Here is a 14,706-nt window from a genome sequence, read left to right on the forward strand (position 1 = left end):
AAGGGCGGCTGGCCATTAACAGGTCGTTTCAACATTTAACGAAGCCTGCTGAAGAATAGTGTGGAAGCTTTCTTATTTTTGCCGGGCATGTTAATGAAAATACATACCAAGGATCTGGTAAAACGCTATGGTGAGCGTACGGTGGTAAACCACGTTTCTTTTGAGGTGAACCAGGGGGAGATCGTAGGACTGCTGGGGCCGAATGGTGCGGGGAAAACCACCTCGTTTTACCAGGTGGTGGGCCTTATCAAGCCGGATGAAGGAGATGTATTTTTAGATGACCTGAATATTACCAAATTACCCATGTACAAACGGGCGCAGATGGGGATTGGGTACCTGCCCCAGGAGGCTTCTGTTTTCCGGAAGCTGAGTGTGGAGGACAATATTGCGGCCGTACTGGAAATGACCAAACTTCCCAGGGCTGAGCAAAAGGAGAAACTGGAATCATTATTGGGCGAGTTTCGTCTGGGGCATGTGCGCAAGAGCAATGGGGATGTGCTGAGCGGGGGGGAGCGGAGACGGACCGAAATTGCCCGGGCCCTTGCCGTAAATCCGAAATTTATCCTGCTGGATGAGCCGTTTGCAGGGATTGACCCGATTGCAGTAGAGGATATTCAAAGCATTGTGGCCCGATTGAAATACAAGAATATTGGCATCCTGATCACGGATCATAACGTAAATGAAACGCTTTCGATCTGCGACCGGGCCTACCTGCTTATTGATGGAAAAATATTTGAAAAGGGCACGGCAGAGGAGCTGGCTGCCAATGAGCAGGTGCGCCGCCTGTACCTGGGCCGCAATTTTGAACTGAAACGCAAGGACTACCTGCACGAAGAAGCGCAGCAGAGCGCTGCTGAAGATCTGCGGGTAAACAATGAATAGATGATATATTCTTCATTCAATATTTTACATTACAGTTGATCTTCCGGCTCCTCCAGTTTATGATCTTTTGAAAATTGGTTGCGGTGGTCGGTAAACCGGCTGATAACTTCCTCAACCTGCTCGATCGTTGTATGGATATTTTCATGTATATCCGGCAGCGCCAGTTCCAATACACCTATTCCCAGGTTAATATTCTCTGCTTCTACCTGGGCAATTTTTTTTAAAACAGCTGTTTCGCTGTTTTTAAGATCCTCCAGCTCACGCAGGACCTTGTCCATCGCGGCTAATTTTTCTCTTTTATCCATAAAATGATTTTTGATTTGATGGGCATTTACAGATCCAATGCCGGCTCCTATCCAGGATGCTCAAACATTGTGCAAGACTGCGATGCCTGAGGGTCTTTTTCGGGGTTTTTGTATTTTCTTATGAAAAAAAGGCTAATTATCTAAAAAAAGGTCTGTATATAATTGTTCTCCGGGAGTAACCGCGTAGGAGTCAAAATTGGTAATACCTGATACTTTCAAAACATCCTCATCAATAAAACAATTTCCCGTGCATTCGCCCGCTTTTTGTTGCAGGATGTAAAATGCAGCATCTGCCACGATCTGCGGGGTACGGCTCATCCGGGCCAGGGCCTGCCCGCCCAGCAGGTTGCGCACGGCCGCGGTGTCGATCGTTGTTTTAGGCCATAAGGCATTGGCGGCAATGGGTATATTTTTAAATTCTGCGGCCCAGCCCAGGGTAAGGAGGCTCATATTGTATTTGGAGATGGTATAGGCAATATGCGGCCCCAGCCATTTGGCGTTGAGGTTAACCGGCGGCGACAAGGTTAAGATATGTGCATTGGCCGATTTTTTCAGATGAGGCAGGGCTGCCTGCACCATCAGGAAGCTTCCTCTTACATTAATTTCCTGCATCAGGTCGTACCGCTTCATGGGGGTGGCGGCGGTATCGGTCAGGGAAATGGCAGAAGCATTGTTGATGACAATATCTACACTCCCAAATTTGGCAACTGCCTGTTCCATCACACTTTTTACCTGGTCTTCCATACGCACATCGCAGGCAACGGGCAATGCCTGGCCGCCCGCAGCCTCCATTTCTTCAGCGGCGGAGTAAATAGTTCCGCCCAGTTTTTCGTTTTCGGTTACGGATTTGGCAGCAATTACAATATTGGCTCCCGTGGCGGCCAGCTTCAGGGCAATGGCTTTTCCAATGCCCCGGGTAGCGCCGGAAATGACAACGGTAGTATCTTTAAAAATCATAGGGTAAGTTACGAAATCGGTTGCAATACCCGGTTAAAAAGCGGTGCTGCACAAGAACAGTTTAGGCGCTTAAAGTTGAAAGCCTGTATGGATCTATGTTTCCGAACCTTCGGAATCGTGATAGAAAAAGATACACATACCGGGGAATATTTTCATCACTGTTTATGCAACTGCCGACTGGCCGCACTCTACCGCACATTCATTGCAGATCTCCGCACAGGCCCTGCAATGGTCATGGTTGTGCCGGCTGCACTCGTCCGCGCAAAGTTTACATACTTCTGCGCAAAGCAACAGGGCATTTTGCTCCCCAATGCCCTGCTCCAGCAACAGGCCGGTGGTACGGCAAACCGCGGCACAGGCAATATCTGTACGAATACAATCCGCCAGGTGTTCAACTGCTTCCTCCTGCAAACAGGCGGCTGCACAGTGATCGCAAACCGCCGCGCACCGGTTGAGCAGTACTGCTAAATAATTACCAATAGGATCCATAATGTTTGCTTTTTTATGAAAAATAGAGACCCTGTAACAGGGACAAACAATATGCCTGTTTTAAAGATATGCGGACTGCGGGGGCTATTGCTTTTCACCCCCGTAAATCTGCTGTTCGCCCCTTTTTATTGCCCGTTCTGCTACAAACGGCTTGGCATACAGGGCCTTCCACTGCTATTTTTGAATCAACAAACCAATTAAAACGCCTGTAAACAATAGCGGCAGTGTTTTAGCAACAGTAAAATACAAAAGAGGCGATATCTGATCTCCCTGGCTTTATTTAGGCTATTTGATCTGCACTACGGGTGAAAACCTGAGCCACAGTTTTTAATGCAGAAGTATATGTCTTTTCTTTGCCCGAAACGCGTTATTTTATAACAAATGGAAGCTTTACCAGGGTGGTTCCCCAGGCAATTAACAGGTCGGCACCGGTATCGGTTTGTTTAAAGACCATGGTAAAGTATTCGATGGGCGGGTTGTCATCTGTGGACGGCACTTCCACCCGCATAAGGTCTTGGGTGCTATCCTGGTTAAGACCCCAGGTGTCCAGGTTATTATTAAGTACCAGGGTCCAGCTTTTTTCGTGTGGAATGCTGTAAAGAATGTACCGCCCCGGCCCTGTTTTTTTATTGTTAAGGTAAACGGGCTTGAAAATATCCAGCTCGGTAGCCTCATTGGCGCCCATTCTCCAGGGGTGATCATATTTGAGTACGGTACCAAACAGGGACCGTCCCTGGAGGTGCGGCCGGCTGTAAATAACGCGCATAACCGGCCGTTCTTTGGTGCCCCCGCTCATTTTCTGGAGCGGGTAATGAACGGGGTAGTAGCTCATGTCTAATGGAGATACATCCACTGCTTCATAGGGGTTGCCGGCATTAACCGGCTGTTTTACCCCGGCTGTATTTGCCTGTTGTACGGGTTTGATCTTTGCTTCGGGTTGCTGATTACAGGCAACCAGTATGGCAAAGCCGGCAAGCAGGAACAATCTGCCTTTTAGACAATTCATTCGTTATAGTTAAAAATTAATAGGCAGGGATGCTTTTTTCTGATCCCATTCGATTGCCAAGTTAACAGTTGATCCGCTTTTTTCAAAATCAATGGTGAGGAATTCTATGGGATCTTTTAACGCTTCCACCGGCACAGAGGTCCTTACCACATCTTTTGCTGCATCATAATTAAAGGCCCCCCAGGCATCGGTATCTTTATTTACTACAAATGTCCATTCTTTTTCGGTGGGTATGCAATACAGGGTATACCGGCCCGGGAGGATCTTTTTGCCACCGATGGTTGCCGCGGTAAAAAACTGAATCTCCGTAGCTTCATTGGCACCCATGCGCCAAACTTTACCATAGGGAACAATATCGGAGTTAAATATTTTTCGGTTGTTCCTGGCGGGACGGCTGTAAATGACCCGCATGCGCAAGGGTTCGCTGGTTCCCCTGATTTTTTTGGAAGGATAATCCACGGGGTAGTAGATCTGGTCCATCGGTGATTTGTCTACCGGTATCCAGGATTGCGCGGTAACCGGCAAAATGAACAAAACGCCGATAGTCGCTGCTAATAAATACTTTGTCATACGCTTCCTGTTTTAATTCGTCAATCTTTTGAGTTGCGCTGCTGCAAAGGGTTTCAGGTCTGCCCAAAAAAGACGGTAATGCTCCTCCAAAAGTTTGATGTTGTCTTCAAATAGTTTTTCGGCCGGACGGCTGTCATCCAGGTACCGGGCCCTGCGTACCAATCCTGCAAAGCTCTTGTAAATTCCGGAAGGCTCGCTATAGTGATACAGCCAGTTTTGCTGTTTCATGTAGTAAAACATTTGCCGGAAATGTTCCGGCAGCTGCTCAAAATAGCGGTCGAGGGTTTCATAGGTATGCTGTGCAAAAAATTGGAGCGATCCGGGTGGAAACTCTGCTGCGTCATTTGCCAGGAAATAATCATATACAACGTCCATGAAAGCACCGCTGTACAGCCGGTAGTCCTTTCTGAAAACCTGTTTGGCGGCAAGTGTGACAGGGTGGGCATCGGTAAAGGTATCAATTTCCCGGTGCAGCCGGATGCCCGTGCGGATGGCCGGGGGGTAATCCAATTGGCGGTTTCCTTTTACGAAATCGCTGATCATATTACCCACAAGAACACCCTCATGACCAAATGAGAGGTATGCGTGCGCCAGGAAATTCATGCCGCAAATGTAGTCGGAAAACAGAAAAAGTGTATCTTCACCATCCGTTAAAATTAAATTATGGACACCCTGCAACAATTGAAATCCGAGCTGGAGGAAGAATATCATACTACAAAAAATTTTTTTGAATTATATCCTGCCGATAAGGGTGATTATGCGCCACATCAAAAAAGCATGAAGCAGAACCGGCTCGCCGGGCATATTGCGGAGATCTTTGGCTGGGCCTCTTTTATCCTGCCAACGGAAACGCTTGATTTTGCAACCGGTGACTATAAGCCGGCAAACATAGGATCAAGAGAACAGTTGTTGGAAGAACTGGATAAAAATTACAATGCCAGTAAGAGGGCGTTGGAGGGCGCAACCGAAGATGCATTGCTGCCCAACTGGAGTATTGCCCAAAACGGGCACAAGCTGGCAGAGTGGACAAAATATGGCGCTATCCGGCATTCGCTCAATCAAATTTCACATCACCGCGCGCAGTTAGGCGTTTATTACCGGCTACAGGATATACCCCTGCCGGGAAGCTACGGTCCTTCTGCCGATGACAAGCGGTTTGCATAACGGAGCCGGGTGTAAAATGAACCCCGACCAAAAAGCGGGTATAAAAAATAAGGTTTCTGGTTAAGGAAATAAATGAAAAGACGGTCTCGCAAATCTGAAAAAGCAGGCCGGTCAGCCAACTGCAGAGTCCGCGTCTTAAGCTCCAACACAAAAGTCCTTTAATACTTTTACAAAGGGTTCCTTATACAGGAACCCTTTTGTTTACCGGGGTGTATTTAATAATGCATGTTGGCTTGCCGTAAAAATATCTCTGAAGATGCGGTTGAGGACGGTGCCATTCTGTGTAGCAGCAACACCGCAGCCGGGGTACAGATCGGCAACCAGCTTTCTGGAAAATTGGGCAAGCAGCCGGCTTTGCCCCGAAACCCTTTGTAGCAGTGACTCTGAGACAGCCCCATGTTTTAGAATACAATTCCAGGAGTCATCGACAGCAGTGTAAAAGCGCGACCGCAGTTTTTGCAGGTGTTGGCTGGCTTGTTGTGTTTTCTGCAGCATCAACAACAAAGCAGCTGTTTTCCCGGATTTTTGCTGTACCAGTTGTTCCAATTCCTCCAGGAAGTGCAGCGCCATTCCCAGCGTGTTTACGGCAAGTGTGGTTTCTGCAAACTGCAGGAAGGGGTAGCGGTAGATGGCGCCGGGCAGGGTGGCCGCTGCAGGATGTATCATAAAACTCCGCTCAGCGGGTACCTCTATGCCCGAAACGCTAAAGCTTTCACTGGCTGTGGCCCTCAACCCCATGGTATCCCAATCGTTGTGAACAAGCACTTCTTCCCGTGTAAATAAAAAAGACCGGTAAACCGGTATGCCCTGTGCACCGGTAACAAGCTGCCCGTCTTTTTCAATGTTACAGTTGGCGGTAAAATGCGTGCAATAGGGGGCTCCGGTGGCATATTTCCAGGCGCCGCTAACGATATATCCATCTTTTGTTTCCCGGGCAATTCCGGAGAGGGCGCCACTGCCACCAAAACAAACCCTGTCGTTTTTGAAAATTTCGCCGGTAAGGGCAGGCGGCAGATAGCCGGTAAATTGTGTGGCGCCGCTGCAAAGGGTAATGGTCCAGCCCAGGCTGCCATCAATCTTTGCCAACGCTTCTTCCATCCGCAGCCCATCGGGCAAACTCAGGCCCAGCCCGTTCTGCGAGACAGGAACAAAAAGCCTGAACCATTTTTCCCGGCAGATGATATCCAGCTGCGCCTGCGTAAGCAGGGCTTGCGCATCGGCCTCTTTTGCCGGTGCGGCCAATGCAGCCGCTATGTGTTGATTGATCATTTTTTTTCTGTTTTGAGGATACGCTTCCATTCAAAAAAGCCAAACACTGCAACAATAAATAAGAACAGGGTTAGCAGGGCATAGAGCGGCAGCTGCTTGTAAAACAAAAGGGGTATGGCCACGGCATTGCTGATATTAAGCAGGATCCAGTTCTCCAGTTTGCGTTTTGCCAGTAACCACATGCCCGCCCAGGCCGTGGCACTTACAAAGGCATCCATCACAGGCACTGTGGATTTCATAATGTAACGGAGTACAACATATAGCAGCAGGAATCCTCCGAGGGCGATACACAGGGTAATGCGCCATTCCTTTTTAGTAGCCCTTGTTACCGGCAGGGAAATGGAACTGCGTTTAAATGCCCAGAACCACCATCCATAGATGCTCATAACCAGGTAATACAGGTTCAGCGCGCTTTCGGCATAAAGGCCGGCGGACATAAACAAATAGACGCTGATCAGTACAGACAGGATGCCTGCGGGATAAAGCCCAATTTTGTTGGCCTTCGCCAGCAAGACCTCCGCGGCGCCAAAACCGGCGCCCAGCCACTCAAGAACACTTGTATGCTTTATTTCTTCAACAAAAACGGTGACCCAGTTTGCCATAACCTTATAAAATCAAATACGGGGTCAGCTGAAATGCTGCTGTTTCCTACGCCGGCATTACCCGGATCAGGTTCCTGAGCCTGTTGATGTCAGAACTCAATGGGTATGATCTCAGCCTTGATTTCATCCCGCCACCGGCGGGAAAGGCACCCCGTGTTGGGGGTGAAGGTAAGCAAAAAATAATTTTTATCTTGTTTTATACTTTCGCAGTGATTTGTAATATATTCGCTCCGCTTAATTTTTTTACATGCCATCATCGAAGCGTTTATTCGTAAAAACTTCCTCCCTGCCCAATGCCGGCAAGGGATTATTTACAAAAGTTGCTATCGCAAAAAAAGAAATTGTTACGGAGTATACCGGCGATCTGCTTACCTGGAAGGAGGTGGAAGATGATGCGGACAACGGGTATATTTTTCATATTAACGATGATGCTGTTATTGATGCCAGCAAACATCCAAAATCCTTTGGACGTTATGCCAATGATGCTGCCGGATTGCAGCGGGTAAAGGGCATCAGGAACAATGCCGAGTACCTGGAAGATGGCACCCGGGTATACCTGGTTGCCAAAACGGATATAGCCCCCGGGAGCGAAATTTTTGTATCCTATGGCCCCCAGTACTGGAAGCAGGTACGGGAGAATATCCGGTTTGACAGGGAGGCTCAAAAAGAAAAATCAAAAGGATAAGTTCGTATAGCGCTGCAATAGCGGAGATTGTCAAACGTGATATTTGGCCGGGAAACCGGCAAGTCAACGGCACCTGGACATCAGCATCTTCCCGCATTTCCAAGGTCCCGGCAATGATTTGCTTCCGGCTTTTGATACAGTCCTTGTGAGTCTTGCAAAATCCGGCCATTAAAACCTGGCTGCAAAAGAAGTTTGTAACAGGAATGTAATGCGTCCCCCGTTATATCATTTTTAGACAGCTTCTGAGGAATGCAGTTATCTTTGTTTTAATGGAAAAGAGCAATTTTGTAGACCAGATACGGATATTTTGTCGCAGCGGGCATGGCGGTGCGGGCATCAAACATTTTTTGAGGGATAAGTTTACCTCTAAAGGTGGGCCCGATGGGGGTGACGGCGGAAGAGGCGCCCATATTATTTTAAAAGGTAACCGCAACTTATGGACCTTACTTCATTTACGTTATTTTAAGAATATACTGGCAGAGAACGGCGAAAACGGCGGACATAACAATTGTACCGGTCGAAGTGGAAAAGATGTGGTGATTGAGGTGCCGCTGGGTACCATTGCCATGGATGAGGAAACAGGTGAAAAAGAAGCCGAGATCCTGGAAGACGGCCAGGAAATTATCTGGATGCCGGGGGGTAAGGGCGGACTGGGCAATGCCAATTTTGCCACACCCACCAACCAGGCGCCGGAGTATGCACAGCCCGGTTTGCCGGGTCTTGAGGGCTGGAAGGTACTGGAGTTAAAAGTATTGGCCGATGTAGGGCTGGTGGGTTTTCCCAACGCCGGAAAATCGACCCTGCTTTCCGTAATCACGGCGGCAAAACCCAAAATCGGTAACTATGCATTTACAACGCTGACCCCCAATCTTGGTATTGTGGAATATCGCGATGGCCGTAGCTTTTGCATGGCCGATATGCCCGGTATTATAGAAGGGGCCGCCGAAGGGCGTGGCTTAGGGCACCGTTTTCTGCGGCATATTGAGCGCAATCCTGTGCTGCTGTTTTTGATTCCGGCCGATAGTGCCGACCACCGCAAGGAGTTTGATGTGCTCATGAACGAGCTGGAACAATACAACCCGGAGCTGCTGCATAAACAGTTTCTTATTGCCATTTCCAAAAGCGATATGCTGGATGACGAGCTAAAAACTGCCATCAGCAAAGAAATGCCCGATCATATTCCCCACCTTTTTATTTCCTCGGTGGCGCAGCAGGGGCTTCCCCAATTAAAGGATAAGCTGTGGGAAATATTAAATACGGTACAGGAACCAGGGCAGTAGCGGCTGTTTCAGGATTGTACAGGACAGTTTCCCCAATCATTCATTGTATTTTCGGAGCAACGATGTTATTGATAAACAATCACAAAGCTTGCTCATGAACAAGAAAAAATCGCTTGTCGTTATTATCCTCCTGTTTTCCCTAACGGTAACAGCACAAACAAAAGTTGAAACTCTGCGTACTGAAAACCGCATCGACCCCATCGGGCTTGATATGGTTCAACCCCGGTTTAGCTGGCAGTTGCAAAGCAATAAAAGAAACGTTATACAAACGGCCTATGAACTACGGGTAATGCAGAACAAAACGGCAGCCTGGAATAGTGGAAAAGTGGCTTCCGATTCTTCCGTGCATGTTGCATATAAAGGCGCCGCATTAAAAAGCGGTGAAAAATACCACTGGCAGGTACGGGTTTGGGACAACAGCGGCAAGGCCTCTGCCTGGAGCCGTCCCGCGGTTTTTCAAATGGCTTTATTGGAACCATCCGACTGGAAGGCCACATGGATCACACCCGGCTATGAAGAAGATGCGGTGCTTCGGCCCAGTCCCCTGATGCGGAAGGAATTCAGCCTTACAAAAAAGATTGCCCGGGCTACCGCCTACATTACCGCACATGGAATGTACGAAGCCGCCATTAACGGAAGCCGGGTGGGTGATGCGCATTTTACACCGGGCTGGACCTCCTATAAAAAAAGATTGCAATATCAGACTTATGATGTTACCAGCCTGCTGAAGCAGGGCGCCAATGCATTGGGCGTTACCCTGGGTAATGGCTGGTACCGGGGCAATATCGGGTTTAGAAATCAACATGATTTTTATGGAAAAGACATTGCGTTGCTGCTGCAGCTGGACGTAATATATTCCGATGGAACACGGGAACTTATTGTGTCTGACGGCTCCTGGAAGTCGGCCACAGGAGCCATCACCTATTCTGAAATATATAACGGGGAAACCATCGATGCGCGAAAAGATAAAACCGGCTGGATGCTGGCGGGATATAGGGATGCAGACTGGGCCCCGGTAAAAACGGAGTCCTTCGATAAAAATAATCTGCTGGCTACCTATAACGAAATGATCACAGCACACGAAGTGTTTAAACCCGTTAAAGTATTAAAAACACCGGCTGGAGAAACAGTGCTGGATTTTGGTCAGAACCTGGTGGGATGGGTGCGTGTAAAGGTAAAAGGAGCGGCGGGCGATTCGGTGATCCTGCATCATGCTGAAGTATTGACCAAAGCCGGCAACTTTTACACAGAAAACCTGCGGGCCGCAAAAGCGCAGGATACTTATGTGCTTAAAGGCGGAGGCGAGGAAACCTTTTACCCCCACTTTACCTGGCAGGGATTCCGCTATGTAAAAGTGGAGGGCTACCCGGGTACGCTTACGCCCGATAATTTTGAAGCTGTTGCCTTCTATTCCAATATGGAGCCTACCGGAACGTTTACCACTTCCAATCAATTGATCAATCAGCTGCAGCACAACATTCAATGGGGACAAAAGGGCAACTTTCTGGATGTGCCTACAGACTGCCCGCAGCGGGATGAACGATTGGGTTGGACGGGTGATGCACAGGCCTTTTTTCGCACGGCCGCCTTTAATATGGGGGTGAACAATTTTTTTACCAAATGGCTGAAAGATCTTGAAGCAGACCAGATGGATGGGCGCGTACCTTCTGTGATACCCAATATCCTGGGCAGTGGGGCCAATAGCGCCGGCTGGGCCGATGTGGCCACCATTATTCCCTGGCAATTGTACCTCGCTTACGGCGATACACGCACTCTGGCAGAGCAATACAATAGTATGAAAAACTATGTGGAAAGTGTGCGCAAAACCACAAAAAATGATCTGTGGAATACGGGCTTTCATTATGGCGACTGGTTGTTTTACCGGCCGGGTGATGATAATGACGGACGTTCGGCGGTGACCGATAAATATCTTATTGCTCAGTGTTTTTACGCACATTCTGTGCAATTGCTGATCAACGCCGCAACAGTATTAGGAAAAACGGAAGATGCCGCCGCCTATGCGCAATTATTGAAAAATATAAAGGCGGCATTTGTAAAAGAGTACCTGACTCCCTCCGGACGGCTGGTATCCGGCACACAAACGGCCTATGTGCTGGCACTTCATTTTGATATGCTGCCGGAGCCGCTTCGGAAACAGGCGGCTGAGCGACTGGTCGAAAATATCAAAAGCTATAACAACCATCTTACAACCGGCTTTTTGGGCACCCCTTATTTATGTCATGTGCTTACCCGTTTTGGTTATACGGATATGGCGTATACCTTATTATTACAGGAAACCTATCCCTCCTGGCTGTACCCGGTAAAAATGGGGGCTACCACTATTTGGGAGCGCTGGGATGGCATTAAGCCGGATGGCAGTTTTCAAACGCCTTCCATGAATTCCTATAACCACTACGCTTACGGGGCTATTGGCGACTGGATGTACCGGAAGATGGTGGGCCTCGATACCGAAGATGATGGTGTAGGATATAAGCATATAAAAGTAAAACCCCATATTGGCGGCAATTTTAAAAACGCCGCTGCATCGTTAGAAACTTATTATGGAACAACGATGGCCGGTTGGGAAATAGCCGATGGCAAGGTGGTGGTGAATGTGGACGTACCCGCCAATACGAGGGCAACAGTGTACCTGCCAACAGAAAATGCTGCAGCAGTTACCGAATCCGGCAAACCCCTGTCCGCTATAAAAGACATCAAAGAGCTGGGGTCCGAAGACGGGTATCTGAAAGTTGAAACGGGGTCGGGTAAATACCGATTTAGTTTACCAGGTAAATAATGGGATGTTCTTATTGGTCAAATTCGATAATGTCAGCCTCTCCTGCTAACAAATAGGAGATCATTTCCTGTATTTTGGGTTTCAACATGTTCCATAAAACCCGGTTATCGCAATTACCTATTTTAATACTGATTAGTTTTGGGGGGGCGCCCAACCGGCTTATGAGTTCCGGAAAAGCGTTGTCCTTAGAAATGAATATTATCTTACCATGGGCTTTTGCTTTATTGTAAATATCGATATCTGAGAGTGTATGATGGTTGAGCGCATAGGCCGATTTAACAGTTTAACCGGCATACTCAGTCATCCATTTTGCAATAATGGGTGAAAGATGAATATCCAGCCAGATTTCCCAATCAGGCAGCATGGACAACTACTGTGTTTTTCATTTTCAAAGAGGCATACAATAAAGCGGCGGAAATATCCTTTTTCTCAAGAATCGGGTGTTGTTCCAGGATGCTGTCTTCGCTGATACCGCTTGCCAACGTTTCGAGGATATCGCCAACAGGGAACCGCATCCCCCGAATGGTGGGTTTGCCACTCATTAGGCCCGGTATTATTGTAATACGATTTAAAAGCTCCTGTTGATAGGGGTTCATTTTTGGGTGAAGTTTACTGTAAGGTAAGCAAATTTGTGATATCTTCCTCTGGCTTAACAGAACACCAAAGCCTGGGGCCTACTACAACAACAGCCTTTTTGATAGAGTTAAAGGAATTTGAAGAATGTTCAGAATAAATAAAGACTTCATGCATAGGTTGTTCTCCGCTCATTCCACCAGGTAGATAATACGCATCGTGGAGTCCTTTATATTGTATTGCTCAATAACCGGTGTCTTTACCTTGAGCTGTTTTTCTGCCACATAGTCATCCAGCGTTTTGTAAGCAAGGTCTTTTAACGCAGGGTCGTTTTTTGTACCGGCTTCCAATGTTTTTGAGGCGGGAATGCCGATCAGTTCCTCCGGTGTTTGCAGTTGCGGGCGGAACCCTGCAGGAACTTCGATGGCCGCCGCCACATCGCTTTGCAGCTCTTTTTGGTCCTTTTTGTAAAAAAGCCCGGTACGTAGGGGCGTGGTTGCACTGTCTTTTAACGTGTAATGTTCCAGGTGATGAAAATGCGTGTTAAAAAAACCGGGTAAATCCGCCCAAAGCACCCGCTGTTTGATGGCCACATACTGGGTTTGTGCAAAATGTGCTGCAATAACCCGCGGGGCATTCCTGTCTTTAACCGGCGATTTTTCAATGATCAGCTTCAAGGCCTGTAACCCCCTCTCAAAGTCGGTCCCTTTTTCTTTGTCAAGACTGAAAAACAGATTGAACACATTCCAGGGTTTCTTTGAGGGAATGGTAAAAGTCCAGGTAACGGTGGTAGCATTGCCTTGTTCCTGCAAGTCGAACCGCGAGTCGGCTTCCAGTTTTTGCGGCTCCAGCAGACTGATATGATGGCTGATTTGTTTTTGGGGCAGCAGGCCGGTGAGCGCAATTTTCCCTTTTCCGGATAGCAGCGCATTACCCTCCCACATGATGGTAGTGCCTACCTGCCCATCGGGGAATTGGTTGGATGTATAGCGAATAGAAGAATCCGACTGCCCCCAAACGGACCAGTTATTGAAGTTTTGCAGCAGGACTATCTGCTCGTATACTTTTTTTACCGGAGCATTGATGACAATGGATTTAACCACTTGCTGCTTATCCGGGGCAAGAAGCGAGAAGGCAAATAACGAAATAGTCAAAAAAACAAGGAACAACAGAATCCCTCTGATAAATTTCATGCGTGCTTTTTGTGCACAAAAATAGATGCTTATACCGGGCAATGGATAAAAAAAAGAATGGATTAGCTATAAAAAATAACTAATTCATCCCTTGTGAAGTAGAAAGAGAAGCCTGCTACCCAAATGCCCAAATATTTATGAGGTAAATAAAACGGTCCTGAGCAGGGGGCTCCCGGAGCCTGAATGACCGGGAAATAAAAGTACGGCGCTGGCGCTAAGGGGTCTTTTTATATCCTTCTTCTGCTTTTTTTGCCTTTTCAAAGTCAAGGATCACTCCATTAATGCAATAGCGCAGCCGCGTAGGGGGAGGGCCATCATCAAATACATGGCCCAGGTGCGCTTTACAACGCCCGCATTCTACCTCGGTGCGTACCATTCCGTGGGATCGGTCCTCAAGGTAAACAACACTGGTTTTGCTGATGGGTTGATAAAAACTGGGCCAACCACAACCGCTTTCAAACTTGGTATCGCTTTTGAATAACGGATTACCACAGGCTGCGCAATAATAGGTGCCTATTTCCTTAGAGGTTTCATATTTGCTGGTCCAGGGTCGCTCGGTTCCCTTCTGACGGGCAATATAGTAGACCTCTTCGGGCAATATTTTTTTCCATTCATCTTCCGGTAGATTCACTTTTGAACTGTCGGAGCGGGAGTAAACGGGGTTGTTTTCTTTTTTCATATTTATTGAATCTGGCTGGGCGCCGGGCCTGGATTGGGAATAGCCACAGTGTTGAAATAACAGGCTGATGGTAACCAGCAATACAGGTAAATACTTCATGGCGACATTTATTATATTATAAAACAAAGATACAATGCAAAATGTTTTGAGCATGTGGCGGTAAACAGGGGGCTGTCTCAAAAATCGCGTTACAGCATGATGTCGTTCTGAAGATGTCATCCGGGGCTCGACCGGGGATTTATTCTTGTTTCAGCA

Annotated in this window: 16 protein-coding genes and 1 pseudogene; 5 read left to right on the plus strand and 12 right to left on the minus strand. The window is 47.7% G+C overall.

Annotated features, from left to right (window positions below):
- The first annotated feature begins 87 nt into the window (after window positions 1-87).
- Complete coding sequence (gene lptB / locus GGU45_RS15925; RefSeq protein WP_435226384.1) at window positions 88-882, plus strand: LPS export ABC transporter ATP-binding protein; 795 nt, start codon at window positions 88-90, stop codon at window positions 880-882.
- A gap of 29 nt (window positions 883-911) precedes the next feature.
- On the opposite strand, the gene GGU45_RS15930 is transcribed toward lptB, so the two are convergent.
- The 6 genes from GGU45_RS15930 to GGU45_RS15955 all read right to left on the minus strand — a co-directional run bounded on the left by GGU45_RS15930 (window position 912) and on the right by GGU45_RS15955 (window position 4,812).
- Entirely contained in the window at window positions 912-1,187 is a 276-nt protein-coding gene (locus GGU45_RS15930; protein ID WP_435226386.1) for a hypothetical protein, read from the minus strand.
- A 132-nt stretch (window positions 1,188-1,319) separates the two neighbouring features.
- The gene (locus GGU45_RS15935) at window positions 1,320-2,144 is read right to left on the minus strand and encodes an SDR family oxidoreductase (protein ID WP_435226388.1); all 825 of its coding nucleotides are present in this window, start codon (window positions 2,142-2,144) and stop codon (window positions 1,320-1,322) included.
- Window positions 2,145-2,306: 162 nt separating this feature from the next.
- On the minus strand, window positions 2,307-2,633 hold the full coding sequence (locus tag GGU45_RS15940; protein ID WP_435226390.1) for a four-helix bundle copper-binding protein: 327 nt from the start codon (window positions 2,631-2,633) through the stop codon (window positions 2,307-2,309).
- Between the two features lie 367 nt (window positions 2,634-3,000).
- The gene (locus GGU45_RS15945) at window positions 3,001-3,639 is read right to left on the minus strand and encodes a DUF2911 domain-containing protein (protein WP_435226392.1); all 639 of its coding nucleotides are present in this window, start codon (window positions 3,637-3,639) and stop codon (window positions 3,001-3,003) included.
- 9 nt (window positions 3,640-3,648) lie between these two features.
- Window positions 3,649-4,209, minus strand: coding sequence for a DUF2911 domain-containing protein (locus GGU45_RS15950; protein ID WP_435226393.1), 561 nt, complete (start codon window positions 4,207-4,209; stop codon window positions 3,649-3,651).
- Window positions 4,210-4,221: 12 nt separating this feature from the next.
- Window positions 4,222-4,812: an acyl carrier protein phosphodiesterase gene (locus tag GGU45_RS15955; RefSeq protein WP_435226395.1), complete on the minus strand. Its 591-nt coding sequence runs from the start codon at window positions 4,810-4,812 to the stop codon at window positions 4,222-4,224.
- Window positions 4,813-4,872: 60 nt separating this feature from the next.
- Between GGU45_RS15955 and GGU45_RS15960 the strand changes: the two genes are divergently transcribed.
- Complete coding sequence (locus tag GGU45_RS15960; protein ID WP_435226397.1) at window positions 4,873-5,373, plus strand: DinB family protein; 501 nt, start codon at window positions 4,873-4,875, stop codon at window positions 5,371-5,373.
- A gap of 201 nt (window positions 5,374-5,574) precedes the next feature.
- Here GGU45_RS15960 and GGU45_RS15965 read toward each other — a convergent pair whose 3' ends face one another.
- On the minus strand, window positions 5,575-6,642 hold the full coding sequence (locus tag GGU45_RS15965) for an acyl-CoA dehydrogenase family protein (protein WP_435226399.1): 1,068 nt from the start codon (window positions 6,640-6,642) through the stop codon (window positions 5,575-5,577).
- Complete coding sequence (gene pnuC / locus GGU45_RS15970; RefSeq protein ID WP_435226400.1) at window positions 6,639-7,244, minus strand: nicotinamide riboside transporter PnuC; 606 nt, start codon at window positions 7,242-7,244, stop codon at window positions 6,639-6,641. The genes GGU45_RS15965 and pnuC overlap by 4 nt, the downstream gene beginning before the upstream one ends.
- A gap of 247 nt (window positions 7,245-7,491) precedes the next feature.
- On the opposite strand from pnuC, the gene GGU45_RS15975 reads away from it, so the two are divergent.
- The 3 genes from GGU45_RS15975 (at window position 7,492) to GGU45_RS15985 (ending at window position 12,006) form a co-directional block, all read left to right on the plus strand.
- Window positions 7,492-7,929 carry an SET domain-containing protein gene (locus tag GGU45_RS15975; protein WP_435226402.1) on the plus strand — a complete coding sequence of 146 codons (438 nt, stop codon included), beginning with the start codon at window positions 7,492-7,494 and terminating at the stop codon, window positions 7,927-7,929.
- A 269-nt stretch (window positions 7,930-8,198) separates the two neighbouring features.
- The gene (gene obgE, locus GGU45_RS15980) at window positions 8,199-9,209 is read left to right on the plus strand and encodes a GTPase ObgE (RefSeq protein WP_435226404.1); all 1,011 of its coding nucleotides are present in this window, start codon (window positions 8,199-8,201) and stop codon (window positions 9,207-9,209) included.
- A 94-nt stretch (window positions 9,210-9,303) separates the two neighbouring features.
- Complete coding sequence (locus GGU45_RS15985) at window positions 9,304-12,006, plus strand: family 78 glycoside hydrolase catalytic domain (protein ID WP_435226406.1); 2,703 nt, start codon at window positions 9,304-9,306, stop codon at window positions 12,004-12,006.
- A gap of 10 nt (window positions 12,007-12,016) precedes the next feature.
- On the opposite strand, the pseudogene GGU45_RS15990 reads toward GGU45_RS15985, so the two are convergent.
- From GGU45_RS15990 to msrB, 4 genes and pseudogenes are all read right to left on the minus strand, one after another.
- Window positions 12,017-12,271: pseudogene (locus tag GGU45_RS15990) on the minus strand (DUF5615 family PIN-like protein); the annotation flags it as partial.
- An 88-nt stretch (window positions 12,272-12,359) separates the two neighbouring features.
- Window positions 12,360-12,602 (minus strand): DUF433 domain-containing protein, encoded by a 243-nt coding sequence (locus GGU45_RS15995; RefSeq protein ID WP_435226408.1) that lies wholly within the window; start codon window positions 12,600-12,602, stop codon window positions 12,360-12,362.
- Window positions 12,603-12,770: 168 nt separating this feature from the next.
- Window positions 12,771-13,772, minus strand: a complete 1,002-nt coding sequence (locus GGU45_RS16000; protein ID WP_435226410.1) for an SRPBCC family protein — start codon at window positions 13,770-13,772, stop codon at window positions 12,771-12,773.
- A 214-nt stretch (window positions 13,773-13,986) separates the two neighbouring features.
- Window positions 13,987-14,550, minus strand: coding sequence for a peptide-methionine (R)-S-oxide reductase MsrB (gene msrB / locus GGU45_RS16005; protein ID WP_435226412.1), 564 nt, complete (start codon window positions 14,548-14,550; stop codon window positions 13,987-13,989).
- Window positions 14,551-14,706: the final 156 nt, after the last annotated feature.

Origin of the sequence: Niabella hirudinis (assembly GCF_051201075.1) — a bacterium.
Classification (GTDB): Bacteria; Bacteroidota; Bacteroidia; order Chitinophagales; family Chitinophagaceae; genus Niabella; species Niabella hirudinis.